The 19945-nt window shown below is 61.7% G+C and carries 8 protein-coding genes; 3 read left to right on the plus strand and 5 right to left on the minus strand.

Going from position 1 to position 19945, the window contains the following annotated elements; all coding sequences use genetic code 11:
- Together VJR29_00840 and VJR29_00845 are read left to right on the plus strand one after the other, a co-directional pair.
- Window positions 1-3732: AAA family ATPase (locus VJR29_00840; protein ID HKY61940.1), on the plus strand; the 3732-nt coding region annotated here is incomplete at its 5' end.
- Window positions 3733-4121: 389 nt separating this feature from the next.
- On the plus strand, window positions 4122-5282 hold the full coding sequence (locus VJR29_00845; protein ID HKY61941.1) for a fatty acid desaturase: 1161 nt from the start codon (window positions 4122-4124) through the stop codon (window positions 5280-5282).
- A 160-nt stretch (window positions 5283-5442) separates the two neighbouring features.
- On the opposite strand, the gene shc is transcribed toward VJR29_00845, so the two are convergent.
- The 4 genes from shc to VJR29_00865 all read right to left on the minus strand — a co-directional run bounded on the left by shc (window position 5443) and on the right by VJR29_00865 (window position 9214).
- The gene (gene shc / locus VJR29_00850; GenBank protein HKY61942.1) at window positions 5443-7425 is read right to left on the minus strand and encodes a squalene--hopene cyclase; all 1983 of its coding nucleotides are present in this window, start codon (window positions 7423-7425) and stop codon (window positions 5443-5445) included.
- A 241-nt stretch (window positions 7426-7666) separates the two neighbouring features.
- Window positions 7667-8116: a hypothetical protein gene (locus VJR29_00855; protein ID HKY61943.1), complete on the minus strand. Its 450-nt coding sequence runs from the start codon at window positions 8114-8116 to the stop codon at window positions 7667-7669.
- A gap of 41 nt (window positions 8117-8157) precedes the next feature.
- Window positions 8158-8619 (minus strand): FKBP-type peptidyl-prolyl cis-trans isomerase, encoded by a 462-nt coding sequence (locus VJR29_00860; GenBank protein ID HKY61944.1) that lies wholly within the window; start codon window positions 8617-8619, stop codon window positions 8158-8160.
- A gap of 4 nt (window positions 8620-8623) precedes the next feature.
- The gene (locus tag VJR29_00865; protein ID HKY61945.1) at window positions 8624-9214 is read right to left on the minus strand and encodes a hypothetical protein; all 591 of its coding nucleotides are present in this window, start codon (window positions 9212-9214) and stop codon (window positions 8624-8626) included.
- A gap of 205 nt (window positions 9215-9419) precedes the next feature.
- On the opposite strand from VJR29_00865, the gene VJR29_00870 reads away from it, so the two are divergent.
- Window positions 9420-11915 (plus strand): hypothetical protein, encoded by a 2496-nt coding sequence (locus tag VJR29_00870; protein ID HKY61946.1) that lies wholly within the window; start codon window positions 9420-9422, stop codon window positions 11913-11915.
- A gap of 10 nt (window positions 11916-11925) precedes the next feature.
- Here VJR29_00870 and VJR29_00875 read toward each other — a convergent pair whose 3' ends face one another.
- The gene (locus VJR29_00875) at window positions 11926-19929 is read right to left on the minus strand and encodes an FHA domain-containing protein (protein ID HKY61947.1); all 8004 of its coding nucleotides are present in this window, start codon (window positions 19927-19929) and stop codon (window positions 11926-11928) included.
- Window positions 19930-19945 lie beyond the last annotated feature (16 nt).

A 19945-nucleotide genomic window follows, 5' to 3' on the forward strand; every position in this document is an offset into this window, starting at 1 on the left:
GAGAAGCTCACCATGATCGGCCCGACCATCGAAGCCCTCCGTGGTTTGATGGCCGGCATCATCTCCAACACTCCGGTTTATCTCATGGCCGTCACCGGCGTCGGCAAGAACGCCATGCTCCGTTACCTGGCCAATCTGACCGGCACTCCCTTGTACCGGATCAACTTCGGCAAGGAGACCGACGAAGCCCAACTCTACGGCCACTTCGAGGTCGAGGTCTTTATCAACGAAAAGGGCGAGAAGAAGAAGCGGATCGTCATCCAAGACGGCAAGATGATCGAGGCCATCAAGAACGGCGGTTGGTGCTTATGGGACGAGGCCAATCTCGCTTCCGAGGCCTTCCTGGTCGCCCAGAACGACGTCGTCCAGCAATTAAGATCGGGCAAGGTTCGAGTGAGGCAGGGCGGCAAGATCGTCGAGATCCCGGTCCATCCCAACTTTAGGCAATTCGCCGCCGGCAATCCCGAAGGCTACGGCGGCCGGAAGCCGACCGAGAAGAGCTTCGGCAGCCGTTGGCTGAAGGTCGCGGTCCGGGAGTTTAGGGTTGAGGAGCAGCAGGCGATCTTGAACGAGGAGTTCGCCGATTCGCTCTCGGAAGAATCGGCGGACCATATTCCCCAAGTCCTCCATGCCTTAAAGATCGCCGCCGGCGGCGAAGTCGTGACCCTTCGAACCCTGAAGCGAGTGGCAAGACGGATCGCCGAATCCGAATCACCCCCCTTTGAAAAAGGGGGGCAGGGGGGATTTGAAGGCCGCGGCCCAAGCATCTGGACCCGGGACGAGCAAGGCCAGCCTCAGCTAACCCAAGCCGGCATGCTGGCTTTCGCTCAAGCCATGGAAGCCGAGGTCTTGGATGGCTTGAGTGGCGAGCGCTATCAAAACGCCGTCGAGGCCCTGGAAAAGGCCTTGGCCCGGGGCGAACAGAAAGTCGCCGAATACCTAGGCCAGTCTCTCGAGGAAGACGAGTTCTTCGAAGAGATCCAAGCTTATCAAAGGGTCGTCCGCTCGAACCAAAAGAAAGAAGTCACCGAGTGTAGCAATTGGGAAGACTTGGTGCCGGTCGCTACCACTTTGAAATATGCCGCCAAGGTCCTCGATTCCTTAAGAAGAGGGGACAACGTCTTGCTCGAAGGACCGCCGGCGGTCTCCAAGTCCTCGATCCCCAAATGGCTGGGCAAGCTCCTTGGTCAAGACGTCGTCGAAGCCACCGGCAGCCCCGATCACAGCTCGGCCGAGATGGTCGGGATGCCGACCATCGACGAGCTGGGGAACCTGGTCTTCCAACAGGGCTACATCCTCAAAGCTTTACGCGAAGGATCGATCTTAATTCTCAATGAAGCCAACCTGATTCCGCCCGAGGTCCTGGAACGGCTCAACTCCCTGCTCGACGACGACAAGATGCTGATGGTGACCGAAAATGGCGCCAAGGTCCCGGTCAAGGCCGATCCCAACTTCCGCATCATCTTCACCCAGAATCCGGCCGAGATGCAGGGCGGGCGCAAGGCTCATTCGCCGGCCTTGGAGAACAAGTTCCGCAAGATCTTCATTCGCGACACCTTTAGCAAGGCGGAGCTGGAAAGGATCGTCGCCCATGAGCTGGCCAAGCGCTTGGGAACCAAAGTCCCGCCTCCGACTCCGCCCCGTGGCAAACCGGAAACCGGTCCGAAACCGCCCGAGGAGCCTCCCGTCGAGATTCCCTTGGCGGCGATGCCGGCCACCATTCCCACGGGCATGTCGGGCGGCTTGACCCTATCGGCCTCCTCTTCGGCGCCTTCCTTCACGATGGCAGCCGTGAGAAGAAGCTTAGCCAGCGTCTTCGACCGAAAGAAGAGAAAAAAGGCCGAGAACGAGAAGGTCGATCCGCGGGATCTGGCCGATGCCGAGCAGGTGGCCACCGAAGCTACCAAAAAGATCCAACAGGAGATCGAGGCCGCCATCCAAACCTTCATGCGCGAGCAGGGGCGGACCTTGGAAAATTTAGGCTCGCTGGCCGCCATGCGCCGGGTTCGGGTCGAAGTCGACACCTCCGGCAAGGTCGATATCGCGGCGATGGACTTGGACCGTGGCGTCATGTTGGTCAATCCGCTGGCTGCATTGGAGCTGAGCCCCCGCCAGATCGCGGCGGTCGCCATCCACGAAGGCGGTCATGGGGCGATCAGCCGGATTGGCGACGGTTTCTTCTACGAAAAGAAATCCCGCCATCTTCTGAACAATTGTCTGGAAGACCCTCGGGTCAACGACTACATGACCGGGCGGCTGCCCGGCTCGCGAAGTGACTTCATCTCCCTCTATGAAAAATTCTTCCCCGATCCCCAGAAGATTCAAAAAGCGAAAGAGGAGGGCGAAACCGAGCCCCTCGGAGCCTTACCTCACGAAGAGTTCGCCCATGGCTTCATCGATCTTTGGGCCAATGGTCGGGTGACCGAGCACGTGCAAAACCCAAAAGTCCGCGAAGCCTTGGAAAGACTGGCTCCGGTGGCCCGAAAAATCTGGGCGACCCGTCCCGACCCCTATCACCCGCGGGAACGTGAGGTTATCGCCAAGCAAAACGAGGTCTTCGAACTGATCAAAAAGCACATCCTCCCCGATTACGAGAAGCTCTACCAAGAATCGCTCGAACAATTGAAGGAAGAGTTGAAGCAGCGGGGCGGGCGAGGGCGGCCCGGCGGCCCCGGCCAAGCCGGGGGGCAACAAGGAGGCGGCCGCTCGAGCATCGACGAGGACGATCTGGACGAGGAGGCCAAGAAGCTGCTCGAGGAAAGAGCCGGCGAGCTGGCCGAGCGCCTCGAGCCGCAAAACACCTCGCCCCAGCGCCAGCGGGAGATCGACCGGGCCCGTCGCCGGGGGCAAAACGAGGACCCCAAGGGGAAAGGCAAGGGCGCTTATCAGGAAAAAGATTTCCGGCCCTACGACCAAAAGACCTTCGCCGATCTCCTGAAGGAGCGGGCGGGCCGCAAAAAGGACACCGAGGCCTTCTACGACAAGCATCCTCATCGCCGTTACTTCGATCCGATCCGGAAGGTGGCCCAGGAGGTGGGAGAGATCCTCAAGCAGGTCCTCCACCTGAACGCCGATTACGAACACCAGGGACCCTATATCTCGGGAACCAAGCTCGACGTCCGCCGGGCGGTCCAATCCATCCTCCACGACGAGCTGGGCATCTTGAGCGAGGAGGATTTGAAGCTGTTCCTGCGCAAGAAGTATCCGACCCGCCGCTCCCACGGCTTCATCCTGCTGCTCGACGAGTCGGGCTCGATGAAGGACGAAAAGGCCCAAGCGGCGGCCCTCCAGGCCATGGCCCTGTTCCAATACGTCATGGAGCAGCTTCGCACCGATTACGCCGTGGCCGGCTTCCACGACACCGCCGACATCCATAAGGCCTTTGAGGAGACGATTCGCGGCGAGAAGCAGCAAGACGCCTTCATGCAGGAGCTGGAATCCTCCGGCGGCGGAGGAACCAACGACTTGGAGGGCTTGAAACTCTCCGACAACCTCTTCCAGGGCCGGGACAACGACGAAAAGACCGTCATCGTCGTCACCGACGGGCAGGGCGTCGCCGAGACCGCCGCCTACGTCAAGGAGATGGAAAGCCGGGGGATCACCGTCATCGCCATCGGGATCGGCCCCGGCACCGAGAAGGTCGGCGAGGTCTACAAGAATTTCTACCACAGCCACGACTTCCGCGACCTGCCCAAGACCCTGCTGCGGATCCTGGTCAAGCGCTTGATTTAAAATAGGGACCAAGTATATATCAATCCACGCGATGCCACCGAGATCGTCGACCTGCTGCTGCCTTTCGATCTCGCCAAGATGAAGACCAAATCCATCGCCTTCCAAAACCGCAAGCTTAAGATCTTATCGCTGGAAGAGCTGCTCAAAATGAAGTCCCGAGCCGGAAGATTTCCGACGGCTGGCGGGGCGGAGAACAGCCAAGCCTCGAGCCAAGCTGATCAGCCTCAAAATCGACGAAGCGCTGCTAGACGATTTTAAGCGTCGAGCGGCCCTCGAAAACAAGAAATACCAGACGCTGATCAAAGAATTAATGCGGGAGCACTTGGCCCGCTAACACCCATTGAATCATCGCTTGGGGCCAAGCCATAATGGTGTTAATGGGATTCCCTATGTCGTTCCTCAAAAAGATCCAATGGCTGACCCTTCCATTCCTCTCGCTCACGCTGCTCTGCAGCATTTTGGGCTTGGCTCTTTACATCCCGCGTCACGGGGTGCATCCGCTCGAGCCCATCGTGACCGCGGTCTTCGTCTTCGTGGTGGCGATGGTGGTCTCCGGCGGCTATCACCGCTACTTCGCCCATAAGACCTTCCAGTGCCATCCGGCCCTCAAGCTCTTCTACCTGATCGTCGGGGCGGCGGCTTTCCAGCAGTCGGCCCTGGTCTGGGCGGCCGACCACCGGATGCACCATCGCTACGTCGACAGCGACAAGGATCCCTACAATATCAAGAAGGGCTTTTGGTACGCCCACGTCGGCTGGGTTCTGACCCAGGACCCGGCTCACCGCAACCGGCTGGCCGAGATCGCCCCCGACTTAGTCGCCGACAAATGGGTGATGTGGCAGCACCGCTATTGGATTTGGCTTTCGCTGCCCCTGGCCCTCGGCCTCCCGCTGGCCCTGGGCTGGATGATCGACCGGCCTTTCGGCATGCTGCTGTGGGCCGGCGTCCTGCGGGCGGTGATCACCCATCACACCACCTTCACGATCAACTCGGTGGCCCACAAATTCGGCACTCAGCCCTACAGCGACTCCAACTCGGCCCGCGACGTTTGGTGGCTGGCTCCCATCCTCTGCGGCGAGAACTACCACAACTATCACCATCGCTTTCAGAGCGATTACCGCAACGGGATTCGCTGGTACCACTGGGATCCCACCAAGTGGGCGCTTTGGCTGCTCTCGCACACGCCCTTGGTGAAGGAATTGCGCCGGGCGCCGACCGCGGCGATCCTGAAGGCCCGTTTGGAGATGGATTGGAAGCGGCTCGCCGCCAAGGCCCATCCCCATCCCGGCGAATTCTGGCAACCCGTTCTCGAGAAGCTCCAGGGGATGAAGGCCGGCCTGGAGAGCGCCGTCGAGCTCTACTCCAAAGCCCGGAAGGACTTCGCCGAGTTCAAGGCCGACGTGGCCAACCGCTCGCGCGAATCGCTGCGCCAAGCCAAGGAGGCCTTGCGCGAGAAGGAATTGAGCCTAAAACAGCAGATGAACGAATGGCGGCGGGCGACCCGGCTCGCTTACCAAGCCCTCTCCGGATCGGGGAGTCTCAGCGCGTAGTTAGCCAGCCAATGTCATCCTGAGCGAAGCGAAGGATCTGCGACCTACCAAGGTCTTTGGAAGCTCTAGGCCCCTTCGTATCTTCGGAGGGACTCCGTGGGGACGAAGGAGCTTTGGGTTTAGGCAAGTGCCTTGGCCAGTCGCAGATCCTTCGCTTCGCTCAGGATGACAGTGCGCGGTATTTCCCCAAGGCCAAGAGCGGGAAGTAGTGCCGATAACCGTGATAACGGATGTAGAAATGTCCGGGAAAGCCGGTGCCGGTGTATTCCCTTTCATCCCAGCAGCCGTGCCGGTTTTGCCGTTGGAGCAGGAATTCGACGCCTCGTTCGACCGAGATATCGGCGCCGCCGGCGGCGATCAATCCCATCAAGGCCCAGGCGGTCTGCGAAGGCACCGAATGGGGCAGGGGAGTGAAGCGGTCCTCGAGATAGCCGCGGCAGGACTCGCCCCAGCCGCCGTCGTGGTTCTGGGCCGCGACCAGCCAGGCCCGGGCCCTCTGGATGCGGGGATCGTTCATATCCTCGCCGATGGCGGCCAAGCCCTGGAGCACGCACCAAGTCCCGTAGAGATAGTTCACGCCCCAGCGGCCTTCCCAGGCGCCGCATTCGAGCTGCTCCCGGTAAATGAAATTCACCGCCCGCCGGACCGCCGAGTCCTCGCGCCGATGACCGATCAAGGCCAGGAACTCGAGCATCCGGCCGGTGATGTCGGGCGTCGGCGGATCGAGGCAGGCGCCGTGGTCGGAGAAGGGGATGCGGTTCACCAAATCGAGGGTGTTGTCGACGTCGAAGGCGGCCCAGCCGCCGTTCTTGGACTGCATGCTCATCAGCCAATGGAGCCCCAAGTCAAAGGACTTCTTGAAGTCCTCGGTGGAAAGGCCGAGCTTATGGAAGAGGCTCAAGACCTCGATGGTGTCGTCGACATCGGGGAAATACTCGTTCTGGAACTCGAAAGACCAGCCGCCGGGCTTGGCCCGCTTGTTCTTCACCGACCAATCACCGCGCACCGAGGTGATCTGCTTGGACTTGAGCCACTCGGCGGCCTTGCGCAGGGCCGCATGCCCCGGATCGAGCCCGCTGTCGACCAAGGCCACGCCGGCCCAAGGCGTGTCCCAGACCGGCGAGATGCAGCATTGCTGGTGCAACACCGGCTCCCGCGCTTGGAGGTCGGCGGCCCGCCATTCCCGGGGAATCTGGGCCAGCTCGGCCTCGGTGAGCTGTTGAAAGGAGTAGAGAGCCTTGAGGGCCTTGGCGACGATGGGGTCTTCCAGGCCATGGCCCAAGATCTTCAAGGCGATCGCGCCGTAAGCTAAAGCCGGGTAGATATCCTCCGTCTTTTCGATGTGTTCCCGAAGGTACTTCTCGCAACGCTTGATGGCGGAGGCTCGCCGAAACTTTGGTAATTTAATTTTCTCTATGTTTTTTAATACCTTATCGAGATTCAAGAAGACTTTACCTAAAGAAAACCAGTCCTCGCCGATCGAAATCGACCAATCGCGGGCCTCGGGGTTCTCAATGTAAAGCTCCTCCAGGTCGATCGACAGGTTATGTACAGGCTTTTCATTAAGGACGACGAGCAGCGGAACGATGCAGGCCCGGGCCCAGGAGCTGAACTCATAGATATTGATGGGGGCCCATTTGGGCAGCATCATCAAAATATAGGGCATGGCCGGCGCCGCCGACCAAGGGGCCAAACCGAACATGGCCATGTGAATCTTGGTGAAGACCCGGACCTTGGTCGGGCCGCCGCGGCTGCGGATGAAATCCCGGGCCGAGACCATGGCCGGATGGTCGACCGGATAGCCGCTCATCTTGAGGGCCCAATAACATTCGACCGTGGTGCTGAGATCGCCGGGGCCATCATAATAGAGGGCCCAGGAACCGTCCCGGCGCTGTTGGGTCAGCATCCGGCGGCAAAGGGCTTGGCTGATCTGGCCATCGGCGATGCCGAGAAACTCCCTTAAAAAGAGGTATTCGGCGCCGATGGTCTCGTTGGCTTCGAGCGTGTACCACCAATAACCGGCGCTAAACTGGTGCGAAAGCAGGAGCTTTTGGGCGCGCTCGATGGCCTGAAAGACCGAGGGCTTGGACTGCGGATCCAGGGACGGAACCAAGGTCCGCTGGGCCGGATGGGGGGTCGACATGGTGCGGGGATTTACCGTTTTCGGGGCTCGAAAACAAGAGGCTTAGGAGCTGTCATCCTGAGGAGCGGGGGCCCCAGTCGAACGCCGCGAGGTTCGAGTGAGACTGGGGGGACGAAGGATCCGCGACTGCCCAAGGTAGATGATCTATATTGGGCAGTCGCAGATCCTTCGCTGCGCTCAGGATGACCCGGTTCTGCCAATGCACCAATAAGAATGATAAGATGCATTATGTTAAGTTAACTTACCACTTATTATCGTCCTCATCCTCTTCGTCTTCCAGCTCGTCAAAGTCGGCATCGTCCTCCTCGTCGAGTTCGTCTTCCTCGTCGTAATCGAAGTCGTCGTCATCCTCTTCATCCTCGTCGTCCTCCTCATCCTCCTCTTCGTCCTCGTCTTCATCCTCGCGCGGACGGCGGAACCGGGCCCCCTTGCCGAAGTTCGAATCGATGCCGGCTTCTTCCAAGATTTCGACGTCGCATTGGTAGTCCTTGGGATCGACGTAATCCTCCAGGACCGCGATCAGGGCCTCCAGCTCGTCCTCGCTTTGGAGGGTGCCGGTGATCTTGTGTTTGTCGTCCTCGAACTTGAAATCGAGCTCGCTCGGATCGATGTCGTCATTCTCCTCGAGCTGATTCATGATCTCTTGAATGAGCTCTTCCTCGGACAGCGTGCCGTATTCTTCGATGGTCATGGGACCTTTTCCTCCTGGCGGCTTGATCAGGGGCTATTTTGCTATTCCGCCCCTACCAGTTCAACTTCAAAAACGAGCGTCGAATTGGGCGGAATCTTGGGCGGACGGCCGGCGGCGCCATAGGCCAGATCCGGCGGAATCAGCAGCTCGCGCTTTCCGCCGACCTTCATCGTCGAAAGGCCTTCGTCCCAGCCCTTGATCACCTGGCCGACGCCGATGATGAACGAGATGGGTTGGCCGCGGGGAATCGAGCTGTCGAAGACGGTGCCGTCGGTTAGCTTGCCGGTATAGTGGGCTTGGATCTGGCGGCCGACCGTTGGCTTGGCGCCCTTCCCCACCACGATGTCACGGTATTTCAGACCCGAGGGCGTGGTTTGGTAGACGGCGGCTTTGGGAGCCACGGCCGGAGTCGCCGGCGGCGCCTTGTCGGCGGCACGGGCGAGGCGCCAGGCGCCGAGGATCAGCAGGCTCAAGGAAAAAATCAAGACGGTCGATTTCCACATCGCTTCATCCTCCTTTGGGAGTCAATAGGAACTGCTGGCTTGGCAACGGCGGCGGCTCGATGACCCAGGCCAAGCGCCGCATCGCCAACATCGCCACCCCGAACAAGAGGGGCAGCCAATAGGGCATGCCCAAAAAGTCGGGCTCGGTAAAGAAATAAAGATTGAGGCTGGTGAGAAGCAGCTCCAAGGTCGGGCCAAGGCAGGCGCCGATCAGGAAGACCAGGACATCCCAAGGCTGATGAAAGATACTGAGCCGCAGAGCCACGATCAAGAGAAGGCCGAGCGAAAGAAGATAAGGCGTGCTGTGGAAAAGCAAGATCGAGGTGTAGACCAAGGCCAGCAGCAAGTATTCGAAGACCAAGTGACCGCCCTGGTACTCGAGCTGGGTATGGAAAAAGCGGTCGAAGACGACGAGGAATAAAATGGCTCCGCAGGCGGCCGCTCCGAACAACAAGGGCAGCCAAAGCGGGATGCCGAGGAACTGGGGCTTGGCGTATTCCACCACCTCGGCCCGGACCATGAGGATTTCCCAGGGCGTGAAGGTCAGGGTCCCCAAGGCGAAGGCCATGACGATTTTTCGAAACCATTCTAACATCGGGTGGCCTATTTGTAGGAAAGCTTTAGGGAGGGTCAAGGGAATTTAAGCAGATGTCATCCCGAACGATTGAGGGATCCTTGCCGTGTTTCTTAGCGAAAGAGACTCCGCAGGGATTCCTCGTCGCTTTGCTCCTCGGAATGACATTGTGCGCAACTTCCCTTGGGCCAGACCGAAACCCTCCCCGCTCCTAACGATTCTATCCATGAAAATTTCCTCGCCCCTGCCGGCGAAAGCCTTGGCGTGGTCCGAATCCCTCGGCCGCGAGCCCGATCTCGAGCTACGCGGCGAAGGCTATCTCCATTTGGCCGATGACTTGGCCGCCGAAGAGCACGCCCCGGCGGCCGCCGAAATCTACTCAGGCCTGCTCGCCGATGCGGCCCTTCCCCCCAAATTGCGCCAACGGGCTCAGGAAGGGCTGAGCCTGCTTTCGGGCGGCGGCACTTTCGGCGATCGCTTCGAAGTCTGGTCCCGGAGCTTCCTCCGCCATGCCTCGGATCCCAAAGCCCTGGCGGCGATGACCGCCGGCGGCCTGGCTTACCGGCTCGTCCGGATCGGAGTGGCCGGACGGCTGCTTGACGCCGCGGCCTCGCCTTGGACTCGCGGCTTCCTCGCCCAAAGCCTCGCCACCGGCGGCGGTTTCGGGGCCGAAGTTTTGGCCTTCACTTCGGTGCATCGGGCCATGGAACCGAGCCCCCTGTCCTGGTCCCGGGATTTGAGCCACGCCTCGCTGACCTTGGGCACGCTTAAGCTCAGCGGCGCCACCGGCGGCGCCGTGGCCGGACGGCTGCTGGGTCCGGCTCCCCGCTCGACCTTGACCGCCGGACTCCTCCAGCAAGGCAGCCTCCTCGGCGGGATCTTGCTCGGCGCCGAGCTCGAAAAGGCCGCCGGCTGGCGCGAAAAGGATCTCGATTCCTGGGAGGCCCTGGCCACCCTGCTCCATTTCAATGTCGGCGGCCAGCTTAGCCGGCGCTGGCTCGGCTCGCGATTCGCGGCCTGGGAAAACGGGCTCGACCTGCGTTGGCGGCAAACCGCTTGGAACGGGTCCTCCGCGTCCGGGGGACCGCGCTTGGCCTTGGCCACGGCCGGCGGCCCGGCACCCCGCTCCGAAGCCCCGACAGCGTCTCCGCGCTTCCTTTCAGTCGGCCGGGGCAGTGAGTCGGGCCTGACGCCGCCGATCGTCCGCCAGCTCGAGGAAAAATATCTTCGGCTCTTTCCCCGGGGCGATGAAGGTTTCTACTCCGAGGAGATCATCCGGCGGGCCTGCCGAATCCGCTGCAGCCTGCCGGGCTTCCACGAAAACCTGCTCGAAGCCCTCTGGCGGTCGCCCCAGCGCGGCCAAGTCGGGCAGCTCCACACTCTGCTCGCCATCGAGCGGATTTTCGAAACCGACGCCTTGGGCAGCTCCCGCGGAAGCTTCGACTACGCCCCGCTCCAGCTCCTCCTCGGGCAGGTCCTCAGCGAAACCGACCCGGCCCTGCGCCATCACGCGATGCAAAACATTCTGCGAGTCTTCGAGCGCGGCTTCAGCCGAAGCGACACTTCGGAACTGCTGATCACTTACAGCAAAGAGCCGATCTCGCCGGCCCAGGACACACCGACTTACGACGCCCATTTTCACGCCAATCACGGCGCCGAGGCCGTCCGGGCCTGGCCGGGCGTCCGAGAGCAGGACTTGGTCCCCCTTTTCAACTTCGTCCACCGGGAAGCCGGTTTCCATTCGGCCAAGGCCGGACACATGATCGAGGTCCTGGGCCGCGGCCACGATCCGGCCTCGCCCTACTTCGCCGCCGAGATCAACGGCGCCATCGACTACGCCCGCTTTCATCCTCAGGGTCACTTGGTCCTCAACCGCCTCTACCACGTGTTGGAATCGCGCGACCTGCCCTCCAAGCTCAGCGAGATCGTCGCCGAGCCCTCCAAGATCCCGACCCAACGCTACGTCGAGACTCTCGGCCAACAGGGGCATTCCGACGAGAGGATCGCCCAAACCTTGAACGGCGGCGTGCATACGGCCCATTTCAACGACCTGCGACTGGCCGAGAAAGTGGTCTCGGTCTTTCGCGAGTCCGGGCCCTATCTCAGGTATCCCGAGCTGCGGGAGCGAAACCGTTCCCGGCTGGTCGACCACTTCTTGAATCACGCCGCGGTCCATCGCCGAATGAACGCCGAGCAGCTCTTCGGGCTCTTGAAGTCCAGCTACTTCCCGCGGGCGGATTTCTTCGAGCAGGCCTGGCGCCAGGGCGACTTCGACATTCGAGTCTTGCCGGAGCGTGAGTTTTTCCGGGAAGTCGAGACCGGGGGCCTGCCTCGGGACTGCGAATGGACGCTATTTCGCCAAGCCTCGAATCGTCATGAAACCGACCAAATCCTGGTTCGGGAGCCGCCCTACCTGCGAATCGGCACGATCGCCGACCGCGACCGCGCTTTTTCCGAAACCGTGTGGCGATTGCGGGGCTTGGTCCACGAGCTCGAGCATTGGCGACATTTCAACGGCCGAAGCGAGAACGGACCGGTCGAGCCCTTCCGGCTCGCCGGCATCAGCCGCGAGGAAAGATTGATCACCGAGATCATGGCCTACCTCGAAGAATTCTCCTGGCGGGCGATGAACACCGACGACCATTTCCCCCAGGTCGCCCGCCGGCTCGGCGACACCCTGCCGCTCTACTTCCGCAACGTCGCGGAGCAATCTTATTTTTAGCATGCACTAGTCAGGGGATGCGGCCCTCGATCTGCTCGGTCGGAACCTCTTCGAAGGTCACTTTCACGCCGGGGAACTCCTTCTTGGCATAGGCCTGGAGCTGCTTGATCACGGCGCTGTGAGAGCCGTCGAGGCCGGAGAAGCCCTTGTAAAAGCCGTAACGGATCTTCATCTCGCTGGCCTTGCCGTCCCGGCCGACCTGGATCGTGGCTTCCGATAGGCCGAAGCGATGCTGGACCCAGTTCCGATAGACCCCGTCCTCGTGAACGCCGTCCATCTTCACCCCGTCCTTGGTCAGGCGAAGCGCGTCGAACATCATGTGGTCGAAGTCGCCGGGCGAGAACAGGATGCTCGCCGAGTGCCCCACTTCCTTGCCGCTGTCGAGGTCCAAGGTGTCGCGGTGGCCCATCAAATTCCGGCGCCGATTGACGTAGAGCGTCGGGTGGGAGTGGATGATCGTGACCAAACCGGGCTTGGGATTGATGGCGGCCGTCAGGTCGCCGATCGAAAGCAGGTATTCGTTGGGCTGCTTGGACGTGTCGGCGGTGAGGGTGAACTCGACGTGGTGGCCGGTCTTGCCGAGGAAGCGCAGCAGGCCGCTGGCCTCCTTAAGCGAGGTGAAGGTCGCAAAGCGCTTGCCGTCGAAGAAGGCGTCGAGCAAGGCCTCCCGCATCGCCGGCTTGGCGGCCTTGTAGGCTTTTCGGAATTCGGGCCCAAAGGTCCGGAACTCCTGGCGCAGCGCTTCGGAAGCCTTCTCGTAAGTATCCAGATCCTTCCGACCCATCGCGCTCTGCATGAAGCCAAGAACCGTTTCCTTCTGCTTGGGGCTGGCTTCGCCATGCACCGGCAGGCCCAGCTTCGAGTTGAGCAGGCGCTTGGCGAAGCGGTACATCGCGGGGATGTTCGCCTTCAGCTTGCCGTCGTTGCCCTTGATCTGGAAGGATTCGCCGGTTTCGGGATCGTTCTTTCCGGCTTTTTGGAACTCCTGCGGGAAGCGGCGCTCGACCTCGACGACGAAGCCATACATCTCGTTCTCGACCGTCGCCCGGATGTCCTTGGCCGAAGGCAGAATTTCGATCGGCTGCCCCCGCTCCATCACCAGGTGGAGCAGCTCCGGGAATTCCTGGGCCTCGTAGGTTCGGGCGGTGCCCTCGACGTTTCCGTGAGATTGGATCTTCTTGAGCAGGCTCGAGTCCTTTTCGGTATAAGCTTGCTTCAGCTCCTGCAGGTCCTTCGGAGAGCCGTCACCGCTGCCGATGAGCTTCATCTCGGTGCTGCTGCCGCCGTAGAGCCCCTGCCCTCCGCCCTGGTCATGGCCGGAGCGGCCGTCCATCGGCGGCGGAACGAGATCCTTCGAAGCCGCGTCGGGGTTGGGGTTGTGCTGGTAGACGGTCAGGCTGAAATTGTCGTTCTTGTAATGGTCGATTGCCTGATCGCTGCCCACCTCGTAGACCCGGCCGGAGCGATCGATCTCGAGGTACTGGGCCTGACGCCACCTACCCGAATGGTCGATGTAGAAATGCCCGCCCGGCCGTTCGAAGCGCATGCGGTCGCCTGAATCCGGCTCGATCGTCTTCTTGGCTTCGGCGAGAATCCCCATGCGCCAATGAGCTTCCTCGGTGAGCATCCGAGTGGCTTCGTCGGCGCTGCCGGCCTTGCTCATGATATTCAGGATCGTCTCGGTCCGCCCGAAATTTTCCCAAAAACCGTCGGAACCCAAGATCACCCAATCCTTGGGCAGGAGCGGAATGCCGTTGGCATAATAGTCGCCGACTGGGCTGGCTCCATTGGGGTCGTTGGGGTCGGGCGTCTCGCCATGACGGGTCCCTTTCACTTCGACGGTGGCCTTGCTGCCGAGCGAGTTCGTGACGACGTGGGATTGGGGATGGAGCTGAAAGACCAGGGTCTTGTTGCCGCCGCCTGCTTTAAAATCGACTCCCGGTTGGACCATCCCGGGCATCCCCGGAACTCCCTCGTCGACGGTGCGGTAAATCCAGCGTAGGCGGCCACTGTTGTCGGCCCGAACCTGCATGGCCCGGGCATCGCCGACCCATTCGAAGCGGGCGCTTCCCGGTTGGCCGTTCACCGAGGGCTGCTGCTCCACCATCACCGCCACCGCGCCCGATCCCTGGGCGATCGGATCCATGCCGAATTGGCTGGGGTCGGCGATGATCTTGCGGGCCTCGTTCATGGCTTCGGCCCGCGGCAATTTCTGCTGAACGGTGGCGCCGTTGAAGCGGAGCACGGCCTGGTTCGCCACTTGCCAAGCCTTGGCGGTGTCGCCCGACCTTTGGTACTCGGCCTTAAAAGCCTCGGCCACCAGGATCGCCGCGGCGTCGCCACCGGCGTAGCCGCCGATACCGTCGACGTTCAGCATCAAGAGCTTTCCATCGGGGCCGCGGGCCGAGAAGACGACGTCTTCATTCGTCGATTTGTAACCAACGCCCTGGGTCGTCACTCGAGCCACTTCGCCGTTGAGGGCGGTGGCCGGCGAGCTTTGAATCGGGATCGGTTGATTGAAATCGACGCTTCCCGACAAGATTCGCGGATCCACCAAGGGTCCGCGGGTGGGATAGGTCAAGGCATCGTTGCCGCCGCGAGCGGCGGTCCAGGGTAGGTGCAAAGACATTTCGGCCACGGCCTGAAGAGAACCGTCCTGGCGTGGAACAATCCTACCATTGCTGAGCTCGTAGAACTGGTAGCCGAAGGTGAAAATATCTCCCGCTTCGACCTTGTAGCTTCCGTCGGCCAAGGGTTGCTTCGGCAAGGCGTTGCGGTCGTAGACCTGCTGGGGGGTATTGGGCATGTATCGCCACCCGCCGTCGGTGTCGCGGTAAAAGCGGCCCTGATGCTCCGGAACCAGGGCGCCGGCCAGGCTGCCCGAGAGGACCAAGGAAGGGCCGCTCTGGGAATTCATCTTCCCGGCATCGCCGCAAAAAACATCGAAGTGGTTGACGTCGGCCGGAATTTGATCGACGCCGAACTCGTGCCGGGCCAGCCCGGTCGAAACGTGGTCCCAGCCGATCGGGAGCGGCTGAGGAGCTTCGACGTGATTCGGCGCCGCCATGGGGACCGCGGCTTGGGGCGCGCGGAATACTATCCATTGTTCCCCGATCTTGATGGACTGCCCATCGGCCAAAGGGTACCAATGTTCGCGACCCACCGGCACTTCGGCCTGGCCGTTCCAAATTTGAACGCCGTTCTGGCTGAGCTTGCGCTCGCCTTGATCATTGCGCGTGCCGTCGAGAATGAACCACTGGCCCTCGGCATTGCGGGCGATGGTGGCGTGTTGGCGGGAGACCGCCGTGTCGCCCAAGACCACGTGGGACGTGCTGGGGTCACGGCCGATAATGAATTCATCGCTGTTCTCGGGCGGCCGGATCTCGAGCCGGCGGGAGGGCTCCCCGCTGCCGCCGGCCACCGGCGGGATGAAGCGGACTTCGTCGCCGGGGCTGTAACGGCTATGGCTACCCATCTTGACGACCAGCAAACCTTCCACCGCCGAGGACTTTCCGCCCTTGAAGCTTGTTCCACTCTCGAGCTGGACATATTCGCCCTGCACCGCCTTGACCTTCCAAACCATGCCGGTGGTCGGGGCCGGATCGTTCGGCGCCTGCGGCACCAGCAGACCGCCGTTCATCCGGGCGTCGGCGGAATGGATCGTCTCGTAATAGTCGGTGCCGAGTCCGGCCCGGAACCCGCTCAGGTCGTGGCCCGAGCGGCCTTCGAAGCCCGGCTCAACCGGGACGGTCCGAATCACGATGCTGTCGCCGGCGCCGGCGGCCATCGCGACCTGCGGCTCGGCGGATCCGGGCTTGGTCTGAGCCGCCTTCAATTCGAAATGAATTTCCAGATTGTGGCTCGGCGGCCCCTTCACCGTGACCGCCACCCTCCCCTTGCGGCCGTCGGGGCTCTTGGCGATGTCGCCGGTCAGCTCCAAGGCGTACTCGGTGCTCTCCTTGCCGTCGCGGACGACTTTGACCTTCGATTGGCGCAAGCCGCTGAGGACTTCCTCGGCCTTGGCCCAGCTATCGACCTTGACCTCGGCCTTGACCAAGTCCTGGGTGGCCCGGCCCTTCCAGCGACCGTCGTAGGTCGCCAGCTTGTCCAGCGAGGTGAAGCTCATCTGGAAATCGAAGGAAGGCTCGGTCTTCCCCTGGGCGAACTGATGGCCCAGGTCCTCGAATTGAATTTTGGCGAGGGCGTTCTCCAAATGCCAAAGCTCGCCGCCCAAGCTCCGCATCATCTCGGTGTGGGAAGCTTCAAGCTTATGGTAAGGATGATTCTCGAGGTCTTCGGCCATCTTGGCCAAGGCCCGGAATTGCTGATAAAGCGCCGGATCGGCGTCGGCCTCGGTCCGGCTCTTGAACTTCTTCTCGGCGGTGAAATACTCGCGGCTTGCCTTCTCGAAGGCGGCGAGCTCGCCTTGAAACTTCTTGGCCGACTCGCCCCAGGAATCGTGGCGCTTGGCCATCTCGGTCAAATCCGATCGCACCCCATCCGAGCCGTAATACTCGTGAATCTTGCCGACCATTTGTTCGTCGTACATCCGAACACGCGGGTCCCAGTAGGCCTCGTATTGGGGAACTGAATCGGGGCTGAGCTTCTCGGTCTTCGGTCCGCCGCCGCCGGAATGGGCCGCGGCCTTCACCACCGGCTTGCCGCCGCCTCCAGCCTTGGGATCGCTGTCGCCGCTGGGCTTGGTCTGCGGCTTCTTGCTCTTGAAATTGACGACGGTGTTGGCACCGCTCCCGCTGCCCGAGGCTTCGGCCTGGGTGAACAAGTCGAGCTTGGCCGGCGACTCGGTCCGGTCGGTCAGAATCTCCGAAACCTCCCGCGGGCTCAGCAGGCTGCCGCCCTTCATCGGATTCGGCAAAATCACGTTGTCCTTGCCGAACCAAAGTTTGGCGAAATGATCGCGGGGCAGCTGGCCTTCCTTCGGCGCCTCGCCTTCCCTGGGAACGAGGCCGAGGGACTCGGCCTTCGCGAGCTCGGCCTGATTGACCGCGTCGACGGCCGACAAAAGGCCCTTCTTCGAGGGCAACTCCCGGCCGTTGGGGATCGCCACGATTTGGAGCTTGCGCTCGGCTTTCAAGGCCTTGCCATCGACGACGGCTTCCATCGGCTTCATCGGAACCACCGAAACTTGGATGGTGTCGTCCTTCCCGCCCGGCGAAACCCGGGGCAAGGCCAGCCATTGCTGAAAAACCGTGAAATCGCCGAGCTTGGTGAGATCGAAAAAGCTCAGCTGGGTGTCGCCCTGGTGGACCGAGGCCTCGGCCATCAAGGCCTGCTCGGCCGCGATCTTCTTGCCCTGTTCTACTTTTTCGAAAAATTCGGTGGCGGCGGCTTTGCGGGCCGCGGGGTCGGCCACCATTTGATCGATGGCGCTCAATGCCTCCCGCATCACCTTGTCGGCTTGGGCCGGAGTGAAGCGGTCGCTGCCGACGATGCCGTTGTTCTTCAGAATTTCGCCGTATTTTTGGAACAAGGCGGCTTGGAGCCGGACACCCGGATCCTTGGGATTGTAAGTGGTGCCGAAGGCCGTGAAATCCTCGAAATGAGTCGCCTCGAGGACCAGCTTGCGGAGCGAAGGATCGGCCAAGACCCGGGCCTGATTCTTGGCGATCCACACCGACCAGCCGCCGTCGGCCAAATTGTCGGTGGTGACCTCCTTGAGATTCATTTCGCGGAGCGCGGCGGCGACTTCCCGAACTTGGCGATCGGAGGGCGAGACCACGCCGGCTTCCTTGAATCCGCGGCGGGCCGAGGCCATCGCGGCCTCGTCCTTGGCGGCGGCCTCGAGAGCCTTGGGATCGTCTTTGACCAGGGCCAGCACGCCGTCCATCTTATCGAGCAATTGCTCGGTCGAGTTCTTGGGGTTGGCGAAGCGGCCGTGATGGTCGACGGTCGCGGCATCCATGTGGGCGGTCTCGGGCCGCATCGGAAGGCTGGTGTCGTAGATGTGGGTGCGGCCGGCCTGATGGGCCCGGGCGTCGACGATCACCTGTTTGGCCCAAGCTTCGGCTTGGATCTTGGCCTCGGCCGGGTCCCTATTTTTCTTTTCGATCAAATACTTTTCGTAGCGCTGAATCCGCTCCGGCGAGGGCTCGGCCTTGGCGATCTTGTCGGCCTTGGCCTCGATTTCGTTGATCGGCTTGAAGTCGGCCACGCCGACCTTGCCCGCGTCGACCGGAGCCGGCTTTCGATCCCGCAGCTCGACGACGGTGTCGGCATTGTCGCCCACCTCAGGCTTGCCGGCCTTTTTGCGGCCGGTCGGGGAACGGACGGCGGTCGCATCGCCGGTGTCCACGGTGGGTTTCGGCTTGGGCTTGCGCAGCTCGACAACGGTGTCGGCATTGGAATCGTCGGCGGATTTTGGCTTTCGAACCTGGGTGACCTCGGAGTCGCCCGAAGCCGGCCGGGGATGAGTCGTGAATTCACCGAAGGCCCCGACTTCGAGAATTATTTCTCCCTTGGCCAGTTGGGTGGCCAAATCCCAGGCCCGGGTCTCGCCCATCTTGCCGCCCAAGATCTCGAGAAACACGGCCCGTCGCACCCCTTCGAGATGCATCGGATCGACTTCGCGCTTTAATACCGGCTCCAAAGCTCGGAAGAGTTCCTTGGCTTGGCCCATCGAGATCTTGCTTTCCTTCGCGGCGCTTTGAACCAGCTCGAAGAAACGATCGCGGTCGTTCTTGGAATGGAGGCCGCCTTCGAAGCCCAAGCCGTCGGCCAACTTGGCCGCATCCTCGCCCCGCTGGCGAACCTTGTCGCCGGCCAGATCGGCCTCGTATTTCAGTTTCTGGGCGGCTTGCTTGTCTTCCGGAACCCGGGCGGCAACCAACTTGCCGTCTTCGAACTTCAGCTCGACCTTGCCTTCTTTCACCTCGTTGCGGAGGTGGTTGAAGGCGGCGACGTCGAAGCCTTTTTCGGTCGCCCATTCCACTGCTGCAATTCGGGCCTTCGGATCGAGGCCGCTGACCAATTCGCCCATCGCCTTGCCGAGGGACGGAGCCTGCTTGGCCATTCCCTCGAGCAGGCGGGCGGCGTCGGAGGGCGCCTCGGCGGCTCCGAGGGCCCGACCTAAAAGCAGCTCACGAAGGCGCATGCCTTGAGGCGTCTCGAGCGCGCCCGGACCCATCAAACCTTCGACCGCTCGATCGAGGTTTTTTCCCATTTCGCCGCTCAGGTCGGTGAGCTTTTTCAAGTTGTCATGGACGTTGTCGGGATGTCCGGCGCGGTCCATGGCCCAAATCAAGAGCTCGCCCTTCATCGAGTCGCGGACTTCCTTGGAATATCCTTTGCCCGGCAACAAATCCGACGCCGCTTTGTCCATCTCGGCCGGGATCTTCAGCCGCTCGGAGTACCAGGTCATGTGGTCGGCGCTGAGGTTCTTCTTGGCCGCATGGATGAAGAGCTGGGTCCGGGCGGCCTCGAAGGCGTCGCCTTGGCTTAGGCCGTTCTTCTTCAATAGCGGCGTCACCGATTCGTTGAGGGCCGAGACTTCCTTCATCAGCTCGTCACCGCTCAAAGGCTTGCCGCGTTTCCCGGCCATCGCGTCCGAATAGTGGAGCAGGAAGCCGGACATCGCTTTGCCGGCCGCCGACTTCGGCGGAATCTTGAGCTTGGCCAAAGTCGGCGCGAGGTAAAGCTCCTGATCCAGCTTGCGGTCGAGCTTGTCCATCCGGCCGCCGGTGAGTGCGTTGACGCCCTTGTGGGCCGCCATCATCTGAAAATCCATCGCCAAGTTTTGGAGGAAGACCAGGCCGAGCGGCGCGTTGTCCTTCTCGATGAACCCCAGATTTTGGTTGATCATGCCGCCGAGGGTGAAAGCGCTGGCGTTCATCAGCCGGTGGGTCGTCCAAACCGCGGCCCGACCACCTTGGCTGATCGCCAGCTTGCCCTGCCCCTTGAGCAAGGTCGCTTCGGCTTCGGTCGCGACCTTGAGCCAGGGAATGTGCTCGGCCCGCTTGCCGATCGCACCCATCACCTTGCCCGAGGCGTGGACCAAGCCGAAGGGCGCGATG

It is taken from the genome of bacterium (assembly GCA_035281585.1).
GTDB lineage: Bacteria > UBA10199 > UBA10199 > DSSB01 > DSSB01 > DATEDP01.

What these genes read in the sequence shown, in the direction of transcription:
- VJR29_00860 (HKY61944.1), bottom strand. Translation starts at nt 8,619, where the DNA reads ATGTGGAAATCGACCGTCTTGATTTTTTCCTTGAGCCTGCTGATCCTC.
- VJR29_00870 (HKY61946.1), top strand. Translation starts at nt 9,420, where the DNA reads ATGAAAATTTCCTCGCCCCTGCCGGCGAAAGCCTTGGCGTGGTCCGAA.
- VJR29_00845 (HKY61941.1), top strand. Translation starts at nt 4,122, where the DNA reads ATGTCGTTCCTCAAAAAGATCCAATGGCTGACCCTTCCATTCCTCTCG.
- shc (HKY61942.1), bottom strand. Translation starts at nt 7,425, where the DNA reads ATGTCGACCCCCCATCCGGCCCAGCGGACCTTGGTTCCGTCCCTGGAT.
- VJR29_00865 (HKY61945.1), bottom strand. Translation starts at nt 9,214, where the DNA reads ATGTTAGAATGGTTTCGAAAAATCGTCATGGCCTTCGCCTTGGGGACC.
- VJR29_00855 (HKY61943.1), bottom strand. Translation starts at nt 8,116, where the DNA reads ATGACCATCGAAGAATACGGCACGCTGTCCGAGGAAGAGCTCATTCAA.